This window comes from Methanolobus sp. WCC5 (genome assembly GCF_045690325.1).
Classification (GTDB): domain Archaea; phylum Halobacteriota; class Methanosarcinia; order Methanosarcinales; family Methanosarcinaceae; genus Methanolobus.
The window spans coordinates 416,766-435,081 of sequence record NZ_CP146981.1 but is presented as its reverse complement, the minus strand read 5'-3'; the positions used below and the strand labels follow the sequence as shown (position 1 = coordinate 435,081).

19 protein-coding genes are annotated in these 18,316 nt (G+C 39.4%); 14 read left to right on the top strand and 5 right to left on the bottom strand.

Going from position 1 to position 18,316, the window contains the following annotated elements:
- Nucleotides 1–46 precede the first annotated feature (46 nt).
- From V7O64_RS02140 to V7O64_RS02120, 5 genes are all read left to right on the top strand, one after another.
- Nucleotides 47–1,369: a hemolysin family protein gene (locus tag V7O64_RS02140; RefSeq protein ID WP_407356393.1), complete on the top strand. Its 1,323-nt coding sequence runs from the start codon at nucleotides 47–49 to the stop codon at nucleotides 1,367–1,369.
- Between the two features lie 165 nt (nucleotides 1,370–1,534).
- Nucleotides 1,535–1,813, top strand: a complete 279-nt coding sequence (locus tag V7O64_RS02135; RefSeq protein ID WP_407356392.1) for a MarR family transcriptional regulator — start codon at nucleotides 1,535–1,537, stop codon at nucleotides 1,811–1,813.
- A gap of 337 nt (nucleotides 1,814–2,150) precedes the next feature.
- Nucleotides 2,151–2,327 (top strand): hypothetical protein, encoded by a 177-nt coding sequence (locus tag V7O64_RS02130; RefSeq protein WP_407356391.1) that lies wholly within the window; start codon nucleotides 2,151–2,153, stop codon nucleotides 2,325–2,327.
- Nucleotides 2,328–2,419: 92 nt separating this feature from the next.
- A complete protein-coding gene (locus V7O64_RS02125; protein ID WP_407356390.1) occupies nucleotides 2,420–3,235 on the top strand; it encodes a GNAT family N-acetyltransferase in 816 nt (271 codons plus the stop codon).
- 381 nt (nucleotides 3,236–3,616) lie between these two features.
- Nucleotides 3,617–3,967 (top strand): hypothetical protein, encoded by a 351-nt coding sequence (locus tag V7O64_RS02120; protein WP_407356389.1) that lies wholly within the window; start codon nucleotides 3,617–3,619, stop codon nucleotides 3,965–3,967.
- Between the two features lie 411 nt (nucleotides 3,968–4,378).
- Here V7O64_RS02120 and V7O64_RS02115 read toward each other — a convergent pair whose 3' ends face one another.
- Together V7O64_RS02115 and V7O64_RS02110 are read right to left on the bottom strand one after the other, a co-directional pair.
- On the bottom strand, nucleotides 4,379–5,161 hold the full coding sequence (locus V7O64_RS02115) for a c-type cytochrome (protein WP_407356388.1): 783 nt from the start codon (nucleotides 5,159–5,161) through the stop codon (nucleotides 4,379–4,381).
- 215 nt (nucleotides 5,162–5,376) lie between these two features.
- Complete coding sequence (locus V7O64_RS02110; RefSeq protein WP_407356387.1) at nucleotides 5,377–5,958, bottom strand: DUF4256 domain-containing protein; 582 nt, start codon at nucleotides 5,956–5,958, stop codon at nucleotides 5,377–5,379.
- A 481-nt stretch (nucleotides 5,959–6,439) separates the two neighbouring features.
- On the opposite strand from V7O64_RS02110, the gene V7O64_RS02105 reads away from it, so the two are divergent.
- The 3 genes from V7O64_RS02105 (at nucleotide 6,440) to V7O64_RS02095 (ending at nucleotide 8,613) form a co-directional block, all read left to right on the top strand.
- Entirely contained in the window at nucleotides 6,440–6,979 is a 540-nt protein-coding gene (locus tag V7O64_RS02105) for a GNAT family N-acetyltransferase (RefSeq protein ID WP_407356386.1), read from the top strand.
- Between the two features lie 70 nt (nucleotides 6,980–7,049).
- On the top strand, nucleotides 7,050–7,886 hold the full coding sequence (locus tag V7O64_RS02100; RefSeq protein ID WP_407356385.1) for a flavodoxin family protein: 837 nt from the start codon (nucleotides 7,050–7,052) through the stop codon (nucleotides 7,884–7,886).
- Between the two features lie 28 nt (nucleotides 7,887–7,914).
- Nucleotides 7,915–8,613 carry a YkgJ family cysteine cluster protein gene (locus V7O64_RS02095; RefSeq protein WP_407356384.1) on the top strand — a complete coding sequence of 233 codons (699 nt, stop codon included), beginning with the start codon at nucleotides 7,915–7,917 and terminating at the stop codon, nucleotides 8,611–8,613.
- On the opposite strand, the gene V7O64_RS02090 is transcribed toward V7O64_RS02095, so the two are convergent.
- Nucleotides 8,572–8,826, bottom strand: a complete 255-nt coding sequence (locus V7O64_RS02090) for a hypothetical protein (protein WP_407356383.1) — start codon at nucleotides 8,824–8,826, stop codon at nucleotides 8,572–8,574. The two genes, V7O64_RS02095 and V7O64_RS02090, sit on opposite strands and share 42 nt — an antisense overlap.
- A gap of 679 nt (nucleotides 8,827–9,505) precedes the next feature.
- Between V7O64_RS02090 and V7O64_RS02085 the strand changes: the two genes are divergently transcribed.
- From V7O64_RS02085 to V7O64_RS02070, 4 genes are all read left to right on the top strand, one after another.
- The gene (locus V7O64_RS02085; protein WP_407356382.1) at nucleotides 9,506–10,294 is read left to right on the top strand and encodes a formylglycine-generating enzyme family protein; all 789 of its coding nucleotides are present in this window, start codon (nucleotides 9,506–9,508) and stop codon (nucleotides 10,292–10,294) included.
- A gap of 115 nt (nucleotides 10,295–10,409) precedes the next feature.
- Entirely contained in the window at nucleotides 10,410–10,787 is a 378-nt protein-coding gene (locus tag V7O64_RS02080) for a DUF6951 family protein (protein ID WP_407356381.1), read from the top strand.
- Nucleotides 10,788–11,025: 238 nt separating this feature from the next.
- Entirely contained in the window at nucleotides 11,026–12,318 is a 1,293-nt protein-coding gene (locus V7O64_RS02075; RefSeq protein WP_407356380.1) for a PAS domain-containing protein, read from the top strand.
- Between the two features lie 276 nt (nucleotides 12,319–12,594).
- Entirely contained in the window at nucleotides 12,595–13,440 is an 846-nt protein-coding gene (locus tag V7O64_RS02070) for an EamA family transporter (RefSeq protein WP_407356379.1), read from the top strand.
- Between the two features lie 101 nt (nucleotides 13,441–13,541).
- Here V7O64_RS02070 and hisG read toward each other — a convergent pair whose 3' ends face one another.
- Nucleotides 13,542–14,414, bottom strand: a complete 873-nt coding sequence (gene hisG, locus V7O64_RS02065) for an ATP phosphoribosyltransferase (protein WP_407356378.1) — start codon at nucleotides 14,412–14,414, stop codon at nucleotides 13,542–13,544.
- Nucleotides 14,415–14,753: 339 nt separating this feature from the next.
- Between hisG and V7O64_RS02060 the strand changes: the two genes are divergently transcribed.
- The gene (locus V7O64_RS02060; protein WP_407356377.1) at nucleotides 14,754–15,170 is read left to right on the top strand and encodes an ester cyclase; all 417 of its coding nucleotides are present in this window, start codon (nucleotides 14,754–14,756) and stop codon (nucleotides 15,168–15,170) included.
- 319 nt (nucleotides 15,171–15,489) lie between these two features.
- Here V7O64_RS02060 and V7O64_RS02055 read toward each other — a convergent pair whose 3' ends face one another.
- The gene (locus V7O64_RS02055) at nucleotides 15,490–16,101 is read right to left on the bottom strand and encodes a GNAT family N-acetyltransferase (protein WP_407356376.1); all 612 of its coding nucleotides are present in this window, start codon (nucleotides 16,099–16,101) and stop codon (nucleotides 15,490–15,492) included.
- An 802-nt stretch (nucleotides 16,102–16,903) separates the two neighbouring features.
- On the opposite strand from V7O64_RS02055, the gene V7O64_RS02050 reads away from it, so the two are divergent.
- Nucleotides 16,904–18,265, top strand: coding sequence for a VPXXXP-CTERM sorting domain-containing protein (locus V7O64_RS02050; RefSeq protein ID WP_407356375.1), 1,362 nt, complete (start codon nucleotides 16,904–16,906; stop codon nucleotides 18,263–18,265).
- Nucleotides 18,266–18,316 lie beyond the last annotated feature (51 nt).

The following is an 18,316-nucleotide window of genomic DNA, read 5'->3' as shown; positions in this document are numbered from 1 at the left end:
ATCATCAAATAAGCTTAAAAATTAGCTGTTCCATATTTCTTACATAATGAATTATACTCTTGAAATAATCTTCATTATCATTTTGATATTGCTCAATGGTGTTTTTGCGATGTCTGAATTTGCTCTTGTTTCAGCAAGAAGGATACGCTTAAGGCAGAAGGCACATAAAGGAGATGAGGGAGCAGCACAAGCACTTGAAATCTTAAAGGATTTGACACCTTTTCTTTCGACCATCCAGATAGGAATTACTCTGATAGGGATATTTGCAGGTGTATTTGGAGGAGCAACTATAGCAAGGAACCTTTCCTCCTATTTCGCACAGTTCCCTGCTCTGGCTCCATATAGTTATGCAATTGGAATTGTTATTGTGGTGTGCATGGTCACTTACCTCACATTGATAGTTGGAGAACTTATTCCAAAAAGAATTGCTATCTACAGGGCAGAAGCAATTGCTTCCAGAGTAGCAAAACCTATGATAATGCTTTCCTCCATAGCAAGACCTCTGGTGATTATTCTAAGTGCTTCAACTGATGCCGTACTAAGGCTTCTTAAAGTTCCAAAGGATTATGAACCCTTGATCACAGAAGAAGACATCAGGATCATGCTTGAGAAAGGAACAAAAGAAGGGGTGTTCGAGAGGGCTGAACTAAGCATGATCAAAGGTGTACTTAAGGTCGGTGACCTTCGTATTGGATCTCTGATGACACATCGAAATGAGATAATCGCTTTGAACCTAGGAGACAAAGTTGATTTGAATCTTAAGAAAATGATAGAAAATGGTCATTCATATTTTCCTGTCTATGATAAAGTCTTTGACAACATTGTAGGCATAGTTTCCGCAAAGACCGTCATGTCAAATCTGGTGGGATCAGATACCATTGACATTAAAAAAGATATGAAAAAACCACTTTTCGTCCCTGAGACCCTGCTAGCGCTTAAACTCCTTGAACAATTCAGGGAAAAAGAAGGACATATAGCTTTAATAGTTGACGAGTACGGGAATATTCAAGGACTCATTACCCTCAATGACATACTTGAAGCAATCGTAGGGGATATCAGACCTTTTAGAGAACCAGTACAGATACCCCATATAGTAATGCGGGAAGACGGCTCCTGGCTTATCGATGGAGATACACCAATTCAAAAGGTAAAGGAAACATTATCTCTTGATTCCTTTCCTGAAGAGGAGGATGGATATTACTATACGCTTTCCGGGCTTATTATGTTCATGCTTAACCGTATGCCCAATATTGGAAATCAGATTGAGGTAAAAGGAATAAAATACGAGGTTGTATCTATGGATGGGAATCGCATTAACAAGGTGCTGGCTACAAGGATCAGGAATGTCACAGATGATGCTACTATTTGAAATACATATTGTTTCACACTTAAGTCAAGACCTTCTCATCAATATTAATGACTTCCTTCCTATTGACCCCCCCTCCGATGTAAAACATTTAATAAAAACTACTTCGATAATTATTTATTAATATAGTTCAATGAACCATTGAACAACGTTTAAGGAGCTATTTGAGTGAAAGATCCAACCAGTAAAGCCACCGAGATCAGAGAAGGTATCCTGGAACACTTGGCCAACATCATGGGAAAAACAAGAGCTGATATCAGGAGAGAATTAGGAATTGATCCTTCTGAAGGCAAAACTCACAAGGTCTTTGATGAAATGGAGAAGGATGGACTCATCAGACAGATTGAAGTAATCGTTGATGGCAGGGTCCAGATAATGGTTGAGTTGACAGACCTGGGGAAGGGTTACCTGAAGTGTATGCATGATTATAAGATAGGACCTAAGTAAGAAGCGATTTGCAGTTTAGACAAAAAGTGCACTGTTTTTTTATATCAAGGATATCTTCTCAGGTCAGGTATCACTGAAGCTTGATTTTCAAGCACTCATCGCACCGATATACTGTAGAGTTAAAAGTCTCACTCCGATTATTAGTCTCTTTGCCACACTCATAATAATGCTTTCAAGTCCAGCCATTAGTAATTTCCTTTGATCATTGTCGTTGTTAATTGAAAACTTCGCGGACAGATACTCATAATTGTGGAACTTTTGATCATAAACGTGCAGATCAATTTAAAGAGGGATTAAGATAAATATTAGTATATATATAATTGTAAATAATATCCATATGGCATATTTTGATAGTCTTCACTATCCATATTCCAAACCACCAAAAAAATGGATGAGAGATCATTTGCTTTTTTTTGATGCAGTATCATCTATTATTCCTAAAGATGATGAAATAAAATCATCAGATTGGAACAAATTAAAGATTCATTTCAACAAAACAAAAATACCATTTTGAGGCCAGGAGAAGGAGAAATATCGGGAGATGAGATCATAACAGAAAATAAAAAGGATGAAATTTTACCTAATAGTAATATCATCATAAGGAAAATGAAAAGGGAAGAAGTCTCTTTTGCAATTGAAATGGCTGCTTCTGAGGGCTGGAATCCAGGAATTCATGATGGAGGGATCTTCTATGATACTGATCCGGAAGGATTCTTTGTTGCCGAAATGGATGGAAAATTTATAGGAAGCGCATCTGCTGTTAGTTATGGTGCCTCTTTTGGTTTTATGGGTTTTTATGTTGTAAGACCTGAATACCGTGAAAAAGGTATAGGAATGGCATTGACAAATGCATGCCTTGCTTATCTTGACAGGAAGATCATTGGTATTGACGGTGTTCTGGAAAATGAGTTGAAATACAAAGAAAGGATGGGATTCAGGTCGTTCTACAGTAACCTGCGCTATGAAGGAACAGGAGGAGGTGATATACCGGATGGTGTGATCGATATCTCGGATGTTCCCTTCGATACTCTGTCAGATTACGACTGCAAAAAGTTCTTCTGCCCACGCCCTGAGTTTCTCCGCTCATGGATACAACAACCTGGAAGTGGTGCCTTTGCCCTGTTGGACAAAGAGACCATCAAAGGATATGGTGTAATTCGTAAATGTTTTGAGGGCTATAAAATAGGACCATTGTTCGCAGATGACAAAGATACTGCAAGAAAGATATTCCATGCTCTTAAAAGCATTGCCGGAGAAGACAGGTTCTATCTTGATGTCCCCGAGCCCAACAACGATGCAGTCTCAATGGCAGAAGATGAGGGCATGTCCATTGTTTTCAAAACAATAAGGATGTATAAGAACGGAGAACCCGAACTTCCACTCGGATCGATATATGGTGTGACATCCTTCGAACTTGGATGAACGCAACAAAGAGGGAGAACACTATAACATTCAAATTTATAAGTTATCTTTAGGGAAAGAACTGCAATTAAAAAACAAGTGACTATCGCTCATCTCAGATGTCACCATTGATTTACAAAGATTTTGTATTCTGGGTTGATTATCGCTCTGAAGATGACAATCCGGTTTCGAGTATCTGTATGTTAAACCTTGAAATTAAAAATTCAGAAGAAACCCCAACGACCAACTTTCTGATAACGGCAGAATATGCCGATTCGGAATATGCTGAAAAAGTTCGACAGGAAACTTTAAAAATCTTATTTTCTTCCATTCAGGTTACCCAAAAATACTATATCTATCGTTGATAAAAACATATTAAAAATAATCCCCAGGAGGAATATTATGTTACTGAAAATAGCTGCAATGATCATCCTGCTGCATGGATTAATTCATCTGGTCGGTGTTATCACTTTCTGGAAGATCGGTTTGCATGAGCACTATTCCACTAAAGTTCTGGGCGGTGCACTGGATATCGGATATCGGGGGGTCTATGTACTGGGGTTTGCCTGGCTGGTGGCAACTGTTGTTTATTCAATAGTCGCCTACGGCATGTTCTCGAATCAGGATTGGTGGCAAACCGGTTTATTGGCTGCAGCTACGTATTCATTGTTTTTGACTGTGCTCGCGTGGAAAGATGCCATTTTCGGCAGTCTCATAAACCTCGCGATCTTGATAACATTGCTTGTCATATGATAACAGGTCCATTTTTTTGGATCCTCTCTATATTGTACAAAATTCATCCATATCCATATTAGTAATAATGATTAGAATGAAAGTTTCAAAAAAGATATTCCTGTGCAATCTAATATCTACTTATAGTGCTTTTCCTAAAGCATTTAAACGTATTGGGGGAGGGTTTTATGAAACGTAAAAATAAAATTTTGATTTCCCCAGAATTAAAAATTCATGTTAATAAGCTGAGCTTCTATATTGTATATTGTGTATTATATACTTTGACTGTCAAACGAGAGTAGCAAATAATTTTAAGGATTATCTTTGAGTATTTGTATTTTTATATTCAGTTATATCAAAAATTAAAATGAATAAACGAAAAATAAAAGAATCAAGGGGAAAATCCTTAATATAGAACTTGTGTTTAAAAATTTATAATTCTTTCAGATACTCAACAATATCGTTCAAATCTTCTTCTGACATTTTCCATCTGGGCATTGCAAGATCAAGTCCTTTTCCTGAAGGATCAACACCATCCCTTATTGCTGCCTTGATACTTTCATCAGTATAGACTTCATGTTCATCTCCATCTTCCATTTCATGTTCACCGGAAGTCAGCGAATCATAGGTAATATCAGATGGAATCACATAAGCCATCATTATCGGAACACCACCTTTGCCATCAACTCCATGGCAATTAACGCAGCTTCCTCCATGAACATATAGCCAGTTGGGACCGTAGGAAAAAGCTATTTTCTGTCCGCTTTCATTATATCCTGTATAATAGATCGTTTCGCCGTTTGATGAAAAATTAGTTTTAAGATTCACACCATAAGGGTAAACATAGCCTGAGCCCATCATGCCTCCTGGCTGAGTATAACCCGAGCCCATCATACCGCCTTCACCATAAAATCCCTGCCCCATCATGCCTCCTGGCTGATTATAACCTGGCATATAGGCATAGTTTGATTGCTGGTCATTCATCATGCTAATGACTACTACCAGAAGGACAATAATGATCAACCCTACTAATGCAAAGAAATATTTTTCTATTTTTTCCATTGCTAAACCCCCATATATTAATGGACTCAGAAGTAATATAACATTTAGCTTTGTAGAAATCCTAATTTTGATTTCTTTTATTTCATTCCTTAGGTTCAAGCACTTTTTTGTATGAGGAGCAATATCTGTCTCTTTCCTATTTCTACCTGACATGAGCAAACAGGCTAAAAGGCTTGTCTGCTTCAGCATTTTTCTTCATGTAATGGAGTGTCGTTTTAGAGGGTCCCATCTTCTTCAGTCTGCACAAGATATAATCTGTATCTTCTACCTTATGTCTTCTGGATCCTGCCTTCCCAATGCATATTCAGGCTTGATAAAATCAAGAGCTTTCCTTTTCAAAGTCCTCTACTTCGCTGCCTGTGTAAAATTCAGACCCTCAACTCACCACGGAACCCCCTGACACCATAGTAAGAGGGCGCACTGTTGTGATACACGAAGACATGATCATAGCGGCGGTCTGCAAAGAGGGCGCCGCCGAGTTCTCTGATATCAGGAGGTGTTTTTATCCAGCTCGAGGTTCTCGTGTCGAACTCTCCAAGTTCCTGCAGCTTCCGGTATTGTTCTTCCCTCAGGATCTCAATGCCCATGGCAGCTGCCATATCAATTGCGCTGTTTTCCGGTTTATGTTCTTTCCTTGACTCCAGAGCTTCACGGTCGTAACAAACATTTCTGCGACCGACAGGGCTTTCTGGCGAACAATCATAAAAGATGTATTCGGCCGTCTTTTCATCATAACCGACAACATCCGGTTCACCGCCAGTCCTTTCCATTTCATTGAGCGAACACAGTTTTTCAGTATTGGTTTCAGCTTCCAGCTTTGACTGCACTTCCGGCCATTCAAGACCTTTATGGCGATTCATGTTCTTCTCAAAACGGGCTTTTAAGATCTGGAGCAGGTCCTCAAGTTGTCCTGATGACAACTCCCTTTTATTGCCATTGTCCATGTTCATACTTTCAAATAACCCCTTGTAAACAGAGTGCTTAGTATATAATTGCCTTAGTGAAATCAATACTTTTCCTCTTCTCAACAAGATACTGAACAAGATTCAACCGAAACAAAATCATTTAACTCATTATAATACAAACTTTCAGTTAAATATTCAAGCTATTAATCATTCATGACAGATCTTATGACAGATATGTTTCAGGTCAACAAGGTAAAGATGATCTACTGTTCAATTCACTGGACCTGGCAGAGGAATACGGGATTCCACGTTTACTAAATATTGCTTTTGTTCCATTTTGTGGGATGTCAGTACTTCAATAGTGCTGCAAAGTCTGCCAGGAGTATGGAAACTTCCTGTATCCTGACACTGGCACATTCCTGAGTTTTGAATATTATCTGTTCTGATACGTTCTTATCCAGAGCCTGTAACCATTGTCTTTATAATAAGGAAAAATCATGGTATAATAGATATGGTGTAATAGATTATGTATATTCGAGAAGCAAACAGGTCAGACTTCAATGACATAATGATAATTGAAAAAGAGGCATTTCCTTCTGAAGATGTAGCGGATCTGGTCGGTCAGCTTTTAACAGACAAAAGTGCAGAGCCGGTAGTATCACTGCTGGCCTTCAAGGATGACGAGGCCGTTGGGCATATTCTTTTTACCAGGGCAGCAATTGATGCTGAGGGCCCCTCTCCATCGATATATATCCTTGCCCCACTGGCAGTTAGACCGGATCATCAACGGCAGGGAATCGGAGGAATGCTGATAACAGAAGGATTAAAGAAATTAAAAGAAATGGAAGTTGAGATGGTTTTTGTTCTGGGGCATGAAGAATATTATCCACGACACGGATTTATTCCCGATTCTGCAAGCCTGGGATTTACTGCACCTTTTCCCATACCCGAGAAAGATGCAAATGCCTGGATGGTACAGGCTTTAACCCCTGAAGGATTTAGCAAGGTCAGAGGTACGGTAGTGTGTGCAGATTCATTAAACAGACCGGAACACTGGAGAGAATAGGACCTTAAGATAGAAACGAATAAAGGCATTCTAACCGCATATAGAACTATCCTAAGGTGTCTTACTAAGAGTGGGAAAAAGAACTACCATGCTACAGAAACAAATACTACTGTTATATTTTTCAGGCTCAGGCAGTACAAGAACAATTTCTGAAATTTTAAAGCATAAACTTGAGATTCTAAAATATCAGGTTGATTTAGTGGACATTGATATTAAGACAAATCCTAATATTATATCAAAATATGATTTTATCATTTTAGGCACTCCGACCTATCATGGTTATCCCTCAAAAACATTATCCGGGTTTTTGAATGAAATTGAATATCAATCTCAACAAAAAAGTGTTTTTCTCTTTGCGACTTACGGACTGTATCAAGGAAATAATCTTAGGATGCTTGCAAAGGAATTGCTGCAAAAAAACATAAAGACAATAGGATCTGCCGGATTTAGAGGACCTGCTTCTGATGGAGTATTATTGCTCCCTTCCTGGATAAAATTTATGTTTGATTATGAAAAGAATATTAAAAACAAACTTGATAATGCGGTCAAACAGATCGATTCTTTATACATGATCTCGAATCCAAAAATCAAAATTCCATTTTACAAGTGGTATGTTCCGTTTGATAGAATACCAAATAAGATGTTTGCTGCTCGTCAATTCCATAAGAATTATGTACCTCATCTGAAAATTCTTACTCAAAGATGGGATGGAAATAAGATTGATTGTCCAAGATATTGTTGGAATAATAGTTTTAAGCCTCCCAGGTTTAATAAAATTAATTGTGAATTTTGTTTACGATGTGTTCATCGGACTCCAAACGATGCAGTCGTTTTTTCTGAAGGAATGAAAGACAAAAAAAGATTTGATGAAATTTTTTATAATAATTTAAAAAATAAATTATTATGATATTAAAATAAGCTTAACTTCTGTTTATTTGAGAAAATTTAAAAATCATAATGTTCCTGCTTTGGTTCATCCCCACCCATCAGAGCTGCCTGATGAAAGGAAGTGGAAACATTCATATAGAAGACCATTGACATTTTTATTTATGTATAGGAAAAGAAGTTTTTGTGATCTGCCTTTCTTTGAAACTGTTCAGGAGATACTTTCATATTATACATGTCCATCTACGTGTCCTGCGATATGCTGCAAAATAGCAGATATCAAAATGGATGAAAATGATCTTGAAACGTTAAGGCAGACCCCTGAATATAAGGATAAGGCCGATTGGATAGAATCCTGTAATGAGGACGAAGAGCATCATTATAAGATCTGTCCTCCATGTCCCTTTCTGGGATCTGACAGATGTAGTGTGTATGATAGCAGACCTGCCCTGTGCCGGATGTTCCCATTCAACATCTGTAATAAGCCTGATGTACTGCTGCTGTTCCCATGTGATATGGCAGCAGGTATATTCAAAGATTATTTGGAGTATTCAGAAAGAATACTAAAGCAACCTGTTCCTGCAACAACAATTGATGCCTTCAAAGAATCGCACTCTTCCATTAGCACCAACCTGAATGCAGGCTTACCTATTCCTATGCTGCTTATTAAAATTCACTGTCTGTTACCGTTTAAAGAATATCTTGGATCAGGACTCAGCTTTCAGGGAAACCCTAAAATCCCAGTTTAATTTGTTTTTGTTCACTGGTGAGAAATTACATCTGACCATTGCTTCTTTGAACTGCTTGTTAGTAATAAAGAAACCATCCTGTGATTCTTCAAACAAATTCTTGAGTGCATAACTGGTGTAATTCTTTTTTGATGCTTTTTGTGGAAGTATATTTGACATTATCCAGTCATCCAGGATTTTAATTTCAACGTCGCTTAATTCATAATCACTCATTTTGATCACTCCTGGTTTTCATAATCCGTCAACAAATTACTGCTTAGCTGTTTCTTGATTTCCTTTACTTATGGCCTGTACGTATATATGCAACCTGGGAACACACAGATACATATGAATTATAAATACATATCAATTATAACCTGATGTGACAGGAACAGGTGGTTTTGTGACCCTATTTGGAATAAGATATACTTATCATCTTTTGTCTGATTTCCTCCGGAGACCATCCAGTTGATAGGAGTTATTCCACCGGGCATGATATACAATGTATCACCAGTTGAACAAATTGTGAAAATCAGGTGATTCGCTGGGCAGTAACTCAAATTATGTTTTTTTGGAACAGGTACCCGGGTCACTAAAACTGAAAATCGCTATGATCAGTAATATAATTACTTAATTTAAATTCCAAAAACGTATTAGGAATAAAAAGCTACATTACTTATGGTATAATATTTCGTATAGCTCTCAAAAATTCAAGTGGAGGAATTGATGAGAACTGATTCTGGACACAGATCCCTTTTTGGAACAAGATTGCTTTTTTTAACTTTGATGACTGTGCATCTGGGGGTATATCGGTGCATCAGCTACCTAAAAACGTTGGACCGTCAAAAAAGCAGATCAATCACTACATAAGATCTATCACTTCATAGATTGAAACAGCAAAGTGGTGCCAATAATGCAATCCTGCAGAAGGGAAGAAGAAAGTAAAGGAGAGGAGCTATTGAGAACAGAAATGGAAGAAAAGATAGAAAAAGAAAATATGAGTAATATAAAAAATATGAAAAAAAGATATTTTACAAACTCTATTGGTATGAAATTCATACTGATACCTGCAGGTGAGTTTACTATGGGTTTGAACTATGTATCAGGAGGTGAAAAGCTGGTGCATAAAGTAACCATTGAAAAAGCATACTACCTTGGACAATATCCTGTTACCCAGAAAGAATGGGCTGTTGTTATGGGGAGAAATCCTTCTCTTTTTAAGGGTGCCAACAATCCCGTAGAGCAGGTTTCATGGAATGATGCGCAGGAGTTTGTCAGGAAGCTGAATGAGCTGGAAGGCACTGATAAATACCGCTTGCCATCTGAGGCCGAATGGGAGTATGCCTGCAGGGCGGGAACGACTACGAAGTACTTTTTCGGTGAAGATGAGTCGGCCCTGGACGAGTATGGCTGGTACGCAGGGAAGACAAGCCATGAGGTGGGCCAGAAGAAGCCTAATCCATGGGGGTTGTACGACATGTATGGCAATGTATGGGAATGGTGCCAGGACAAATGGCATGAAGATATGGAGAATGCTTCTGCCAGTAGCAACGCATGGGAAGATGGGAACAGCTCTCTTCGTGTGGATCGCGGCGGCTGCTGGAGCAGTCTTGGCAGGTATTGCAAGTCTGCACTTCGCAGTGCCAACGATCCGGACAACCGTTATGGTCTTACAGGTTTTCGCCTTCTCAGGGAACTCTGAACCAGCAGATAAACAATTCTCATCTTCTTTTCCTTTGAGACCCATATACTGAGATTGCTGATATCCTCATATTACTTTTTGCAATCTGATTTAAACGAAGAAAGCTTATATTTATATGGACAATCAGATTCGCGATCTGGATCTGAAGGCCCGGGGGCAGGAGATCTTAATGGAATTGGTCATACACGTAAACTCAACGATCTGCGGGTTCATACATTTGATAAAGGGAAAGCTTGATGGGAAGAATGTTATCATAGATATTCAGACACCCTGTAGTAAGATAAATGAGATGTCACATATGGAGGTTCCCATAATGCAAACCCTGGACATCAAGGACAATTATGTGATGGACATGGCACAAAAAGCCCACTGTTGTCCCGGATGCATCGTACCCGTCGGGATTTTGCATATATGCAAACTGGAATCAGGGATGCTTTCAAAGAGCCTTGCAAAACAGGTTGAGGTAATGACCATCGAGTTCAGGGAAAGTTGAGTCAAGGATGCTGAAAAGCCTTCATACACACAGGCTTGTTCCAATTTACCGGCTGTTGTGCCGATGAAGCTATACAGGCTTGTAGCCTCTCAAAAAATGAGCATTCCTAAATTCAGAACATGGCTTTGGGCTATGGAAATTATCACAGATAACCTTAAACTCTGCTGGAGAGTCGTTTGTTATTTAATCTTGCCGAACAAATAACAAATTAAGGAGGGTTAATCAAAGGGGGAATTCTGTGGACTCTAACTTATCAGAAAATGAAAATGATTATGAGAACAGACTTAGTGAGATATTCGACATAAGAGCGCTACCTGAGAAAATAAGAGAGAACAGTCCTGTAATATCGTTTCTCTGGAAAGCAGAGGACATTCCAGATGAAAAATGGCCGGTGGAATATGTTTCGGGCAATGTGAGCCTTCTGGGTTACACTGCAGAGGATTTCACATCCGGACACTTTGATTATGCTGACATCGTTCATCCGGATGATCTGAGGAAGGTGCAGGATGCTCTTACACAGTGCTGCAAAAAGGGGATTGACTTCTTTGACCATGAATACAGGATTATCCTGAGATCTGGTGATGTGCGCTGGGTGGATGAGAGAACCTATATTCTGCGTGATAAGGCTGGCAATGTAACGCATTATCAGGGTACGATCTTTGATATAACAGAACAGAAGAAGCATATCATAAGCCTTGAGGAATCTCTGATGAAAAAGAAGCTCCTTGAAGAGATCATAAACAGAAGTCCTGTAATGGCTTTTCTCTGGAGGGCAGAGGAATTCTGGCCCGCAGAGTACGCTACTGAGAACGTTGCAAAGCTTGGTTATTCGGCCGAGGATTTCATGCATGGAAGGATTGTCTATAGTGACCTTATATATCCGGATGATTATTCGATGGTCAAGGAAACACTTGCAAAGAAGTGTGAAGAAGGCAGTGACTATTATACCCAGGACTATCGTTTGCTGACCACGGACAAAGAAATTTTATGGGTACGGGAAAACACCTTTATCTACAGGGACAAACATGGGAATGCGACATACTTCCAGGGAATCATCCAGGATATAACCGAACAGAAAGAAAATGAGATCGCACTCAAAAGATCCCTTGAGAAGCAGGCTGAGCTGCTGGAGAGAAAGCAGGCCCTTGAGACAATCATCAATAACAGCCCGGTGATTGCTTTTCTCTGGAAGGCAGATCCTGAGAGTGAAGAAGAGCTATGGCCTGTCGAGTTCGTTTCAGACAATATAAGCAAGTTTGGATATTCCGTGGATGATTTTCTATCAGGGGCAATCCTCTATGGCGAAATAATCCATCCTGATGATCTTCGTTATGTGCAGATAGAACTTTCAGAGGTTACCCAGGAGGGTGGTAAAGACTTTGTCACTGAGTACAGGATAAGGACAAAGTCCGCAGAAGAAAGATGGGTGAAGGAGCAAACCTTCATCAAGCGCAATGAAGAGATGGTTGTTACCCATTACATGGGCGTTATTGAGGATATCACAGACCAGAAGGAAAATAAAATACCCTGACTATCAATAGACCTTTACAATGCCTTAAGATATTGTCGGACCTGATGATCGATCCAGACAGGGACCTGGGTTCAGACCTATCTATGCAAAAGGAATATATTGTGATGATGCCTGTTGCAGAGTTAACGATGTTATCTGAGATCTGCGGCAGAACTGTGGCATTTTAATCCATGAAAGGTTGATAGATGATACCTCTGTATTCTAATACCTCTGTGATTCCTGAGTGAATCGGCAAGGTTAGGCTGTTTGCGTGGAGAATATTACAGGAGGCATAAAATGATACCTATCGAAACCCTTGCTATCATTTTTGGATTAACATCTGCATTATCATGGGGTGCAGGGGATTTTGTAGGCGGGTATGCTGCCAGAAGAACAAGTGCTTATTCTGTGGTCCTTGTCACACAGATCATGGGTATTCTTATATTCCCAATTCTTGCATTTGCATTTTCAGAGGGGCTACCTCCACTGAACAATCTTATGTGGGGGGCTTTTGCAGGATTTTTTGGAGCTGCAGGGTTGATAGTGCTATACATGGGTATGGCCAGAGGAAAAATGGGCATTGTTGCTACTCTGGCCGCAGTAATATCAGTTATAATACCTGTAATATATTCAGTTTTAAACGAAGGCGTTCCCTCAACTCTTAAGATCACGGGTTTTATTTTTGCATTTTTTGGGATCAGGTTTATTGTTACTATGAATGGCGGCCCCGCTCTAAAGGCAAAAGATCTGGAATATCCGCTACTTGCAGGTATATTATTTGGTTTGTTCTTTATATCTATTGATAATTTCAGTGCCACTGCGATCTACTGGCCGTTAACTGTTTCAAGAATTTCAGCATTAATAATGCTCACAGGATTCATAGTTTTAACAAAGACGGTCAGAAAACCAAAATCCGGTGTAATTTCGCTAGTTATCCTTGCAGGATTCTTCAATACAGGAGGTGCTACCCTGTTTGCCCTGGCCTCAGAAGCCGGAAGATTGGACGTTGCCACGATTCTGTCATCACTAAGCCCTGCAGTTACAGTATTGCTGGCATGTATATTATTAAAAGAAAAACTTGACCCGCGTCAATGGGTAGGAGTGATAGCTGCCCTGACCGCTATAATCCTCATATCTGTCTGATATTTAGAGTCTGATATTTAGCACGTTACAATATTTCAGCTGATTCTTGTGATGACCCTGTGGGGCCATCAAAAGAAGTTGTTGACTGGTGTCTGAACCAATCAGTAGACTATCTTTGAGATATCCATTTCAAGGATATCCTCTGCTCCCAATGCCTTAAGCTTTGGTATCAGTAGATTTACCTCATTTTTGCTGACCACAGTCTCAACGGCATAATAATCGGACTTGTACAACTGTGAAACGGTAGGCCTTTTCATGGAAGGCAGTGCCTCGATGACGTTATCCAGCTTGTCTGCAGGAACATTCATATCTATGAGTACTTTTCCCCTTGCCTCAATGACAGAGAGCAGAAGTGTCTTAATCTCTTCTATCTCCTGTCTTTTTACAGGGTCTTCCCAACTCTTCTTGTTGGCAATGAGCTTTGAGGATGACTCCATGATGATGTCCACTATCTTAAGGCCGTTCTTGCGAAGTGTCGAGCCGGTTTCGGTCAGATCCACAACCACATCCATAAGGTCAGGTACCTTGGCTTCAGTGGCACCGTAGGAGAAGTGAATGTCCACAGGGATGCCACGCTCCTCGAAAAACCTCTTTGTCATCCGGGGATATTCAGTAGCCACCCTGCTGTTTGGCTTAACGTCACTTGCACTGTCAATGGGCGAGTCCTTGGGCACTGCTATGACTATCTTAACATTACCAGCACCCTGTTTACTATAAGGCAGGTCAGCAACTTCCACCACATCGGCATCAGATTCACTGACCCAGTCAAGACCTGAGATACCAAGGTCAAAATAGCCCTCGGAAATATAGCCGGGGATCTCCTGTGGCCTCATGATCTTGATCTTGCCCATCCGAGGGTCATTGATCCTGGGATTGTAGTCCCTGTCGGTCTTTTTTATCTCAAGGTCTGCCTGTTTGAACAAAAGGAAGGTCTGTTCCTCTAAACTGCCTTTCGGGAGAACTATATCTATCATTTTCACATCTCGGTCTGTTATTTTGATGAATGTAGCATTAGAAAGATGGTTGTATTAAATATTTCCAACCTTTTCCTGGCATCAGCATTAAGCGTAAATGGCTTATCTTCTTTTGCATTCTTCTTTATGTAATGAAGAGTAGTTTGATAATCCTATATTCTCACAGTTATTATAGGAAATATTCAGGACCTTCTGCTTTATATCCCTGAATCCTGCCTTTTAGCAGAATATTTCCGTGTTGTAATAATGATTTAGTGTTATTATGTTACAAGGAGGTATTTTTATTGACAAGAACCTCAAAACAAGATTTATCTTAGTGAAGAAAATGGAGGATAAATAGTGAGTGGAATATTAGAACCTGCAAGACAGTTCTATGAAGCATGTGAAACTGGAAAAGGTTGGGAAGGTTGTAAGCAGTACTGTCTTCCTGATGCAACGTTCTCTGCTCAGGCAGATGCACTGGAAGGATTAGAGACATTAGAAGCTTATACAGAATGGATGAAGAACTTACTGATACCACTACCGGATGGGCATTATAAGTTGCTTTTCTTTGCAGCAGATGAAGAAAGGAACAGAGTTGCAGCATGTGCCGTGTTCCATGGAACCCAGACCGGGCCCGGAGGGCCGGTGCCACCAACAGGGAAAACTGCCGTAGCACATTATGCTTATCTCATGGAGTTCGAAGGTGATCTGATTCGGCACGTGACCAAGATCTGGAACGATACGATCACACTCCGGCAGATAGGGTGGGCTTGAATTCTCTATTGTTCGTTTTTTCAGTATCCTGAAAAAAGAATAACAACCTTTTTTGATTTCATCTAGACTTTCATGCCATTTTTTTATTAATGTTTGGCTCTGTAGGAAAACTATTATCAATAATTTGTGAACCGCAGATACACTCACCTCTTACAGAGGTGAGTGTATCCATATTTACTGTGGTTTATTAATAAAGAAAGGATTTCTACAGAGCCTGGTGTTTTAATAAATAAGAATAGGCAGAATGAAATCTGCCGGATAACAGGCTGTGTTTGCAAGTGAAGTGCAGGAATGAGTTTTAAGTGTGGGGGATTTACATCTATAGTTTTAATTGGGTGTCTGTAACATGTTTCTCTTTGTAGGGAAACTGTTTTTCAAAATCCTCCAGCTCCTCAGTTTCTACTTTAAAGACCTCATCCTCAGAAAATATTCCGGAAATATCATTCAGGCTGCCAGCCCTGAGTTCTAAAGCCATAAATGCATCCAGATCATCACCCCAGGATGTCCGGATATTATATTGTTTAGCACTTACAAAACCAAAACGATGATAATAATCCGGATTCCCAAAAATTATAATGCCCTTATAACCAAGCTGCCTTGCCTTTTCAATAGAATGTTCCATTAATAACGAACCGATTCCCTGATTTTGATATGATGGCAATACTGCAAATGGGCCCATACATAGGACTTCGAATTCTTTATTTCCCTCATTTACGACCTTCGCTCTTGAATAGATAATATTGCCGACAATGATATCCTTATCACATGCAACAAAATCCAGTTCCTTTACAAATGCAGGTAATTTTCTTATTTTATGCACTACGAGATGTTCATCACATCCTGGTTTGTACAGATCCCAGAATGCTTCTCTTGTCATGTATTCCACACTTTTGAAGTCCTTTTCTTCTTCTAACCTGATAGAAATGTTCATTCTCTTTCTCCTTCCTGTTAATGATTTTTTAAGTTTATTAATTAATTGATCTATTCCACGGATCTAAATGGGAATGTTCATATATCAACCATACCAGCTCGTTATACCCAATAATATAACAGGATCAGCAAAACAAGAATCTTCATTTTTGGTACAATAAAGGAATCATTTACATTAACATGACCGCCAGTTCTTTATATCATTAATTAGATATTATTAAATTGGTCGCAAGGGAGTAAGCTAAAATGAAGCGATATTCAGGACGGATTGAACCCCTGTCCCGTAATGGACTTCATTAACGCATAGCTAAATGAAGCGACATTCAGGATGGATTGAATTTCTGTTCCGTAATGAACTTCATTGATTTGTAGCTAAAATGAAGGGACATTCAGGGCGGATTAAAACCCGACCCCGTAACAAACTTCATTAATGCGTAGCCAGATGGAACGATATTCAGGACGGATTAGAACCCGTTCCGGTAATAAACTTCATCACCTTGTGACCACCTTGTTAGCTCTTTTTATTAACCCTGTCCTTTAATCAACACAGGAACACATAAAATTTAAGGATAGGATATCGTAATACCTCTGATCTGGATGTCATAACCGCTGGATGTTATAACCGGGATCTAAGAGAAAAACTTATTATTACTATCTGTTTTTTTTAAATTAGTATCACATTACCTAAACAATGTTTCCTAAAGCATAATCATATATGGTAGCATATTTTTACCCATGACGATTTTCTTCATATTACTGTAAGAACAGAAAACATCCACAGTAACAAGAGGAAGTGTGGATATATGAATTGGCAGATAAAGATCATAATTATTGTTTGCTTGTTTTTGTTTGTAATGACTTCGGTTATACCAGCACAAGCAACCCAGGTGTATAAAGGGAACGGTACGGATGGCGGACTTGTTCCTGATTTTTCACAGAAATACATTGCAAACAACAGTGGAATATGCGCTGCTGCTGCTGTTGCTAATTCCTTTTGGTACTTTGACCAGCACGGATATGTTAACCTGGTCGATCAGACCAATGAAAGCAGCCCCAACAATAATTGGATCAATGACAGTAAAAATCTGACACTTGGTATTGCAAAACAAATTTACGGAGAAAGTTATGTTAATAACAAATCATCCAGAAAAAGTAATGGTTCGGGAGTTGCAAAGAGTATTGCGCAATACTTAAAAGAACGCAACCATTCTGTACTTAAGGTAAAATACTTTAATGGCTCAGATGCCTCATATGCTAAATGGGAGAGTGAATTAAATAGAAGTGAAGACGTCATCGCAAAAGTTAGTTGGCGCTATGCTAATGGGACAAAGGTGGTAAATGGTACCCATGCCATGACTGGTGTCGGATACGATACTGATGGAGGGAAGTTTAAAATAGCACATGGCTGGGGTGAAAATCATTCAGACTCAGCAAAGCCTTATAATAAGAGTTTTTTCAATGAATATAATATAACAAACACATCATCAAATCAGATGAAGATCCCAAAGTCAAATAATACGGGAGCTGATGTTTTCCAAGGGACAAAATCTAAGGCAGATCATCTTCTTGTCGAAGGTTTCTGGGCAATTTCACCTATAAGCAATAAGACAAATCGAGTTGAAGATAAACGTCTCAGTACCGAAAACCCGAAAATAGATGAGTATCAATACACAGTCTTAAATCTTGGCGATGAGGCTATATATCTGTTTGCTCTTGAAATACAGGTTCCTTTCTATAACATCCGTGCACCTCCCGGTTGGTCATGGCAACCATGGGATCCTACATTAACTTCAGATATCACCCCTGGCCCTCTTTTCCTTCAGCCCCCCGGAGAACAGCCTGTTGATGTCTCCTGGGAGCCTTCATGGAACGGGGTTATCTGGTACACTGAGACAAATCCGATACTGCCTGTTTGTGAGCTTAGTGGTTTTTCATATGAGGTTGATAGCTATTGGGAACATGGTGAAACAACTAGTTTTTCAGGTCTGAGTAATGGTATTTCGGAATATTCTGGAGGTACTTCTACCGGATTGACCACTGAATTTGATCTCATTTCAGGACCGGTTAAAAGAAAGAAACCTGTTGTGCCAACTGCTCATCCTATTATAACAGTGGCTTTACTTGGAATAGCACTTGTGCTTTTCCTGAGAAGAGAACTCAAATAGAATTAACAAGGACAATGCCGAATATAGATATACCCATAAAACAAAAAAACT

Coding starts and splice junctions, on each gene's coding strand:
- V7O64_RS02105 (WP_407356386.1), top strand. CDS start 6,440: ATGTATATTCGAGAAGCAAACAGGTCAGACTTCAATGACATAATGATA.
- V7O64_RS02050 (WP_407356375.1), top strand. CDS start 16,904: ATGAATTGGCAGATAAAGATCATAATTATTGTTTGCTTGTTTTTGTTT.
- V7O64_RS02130 (WP_407356391.1), top strand. CDS start 2,151: ATGGCATATTTTGATAGTCTTCACTATCCATATTCCAAACCACCAAAA.
- V7O64_RS02140 (WP_407356393.1), top strand. CDS start 47: ATGAATTATACTCTTGAAATAATCTTCATTATCATTTTGATATTGCTC.
- V7O64_RS02115 (WP_407356388.1), bottom strand. CDS start 5,161: ATGTCAGGTAGAAATAGGAAAGAGACAGATATTGCTCCTCATACAAAA.
- V7O64_RS02070 (WP_407356379.1), top strand. CDS start 12,595: ATGATACCTATCGAAACCCTTGCTATCATTTTTGGATTAACATCTGCA.
- hisG (WP_407356378.1), bottom strand. CDS start 14,414: ATGATAGATATAGTTCTCCCGAAAGGCAGTTTAGAGGAACAGACCTTC.
- V7O64_RS02110 (WP_407356387.1), bottom strand. CDS start 5,958: ATGAACATGGACAATGGCAATAAAAGGGAGTTGTCATCAGGACAACTT.
- V7O64_RS02080 (WP_407356381.1), top strand. CDS start 10,410: ATGGACAATCAGATTCGCGATCTGGATCTGAAGGCCCGGGGGCAGGAG.
- V7O64_RS02055 (WP_407356376.1), bottom strand. CDS start 16,101: ATGAACATTTCTATCAGGTTAGAAGAAGAAAAGGACTTCAAAAGTGTG.
- V7O64_RS02090 (WP_407356383.1), bottom strand. CDS start 8,826: ATGAGTGATTATGAATTAAGCGACGTTGAAATTAAAATCCTGGATGAC.
- V7O64_RS02085 (WP_407356382.1), top strand. CDS start 9,506: ATGCAATCCTGCAGAAGGGAAGAAGAAAGTAAAGGAGAGGAGCTATTG.
- V7O64_RS02120 (WP_407356389.1), top strand. CDS start 3,617: ATGTTACTGAAAATAGCTGCAATGATCATCCTGCTGCATGGATTAATT.
- V7O64_RS02125 (WP_407356390.1), top strand. CDS start 2,420: ATGAAAAGGGAAGAAGTCTCTTTTGCAATTGAAATGGCTGCTTCTGAG.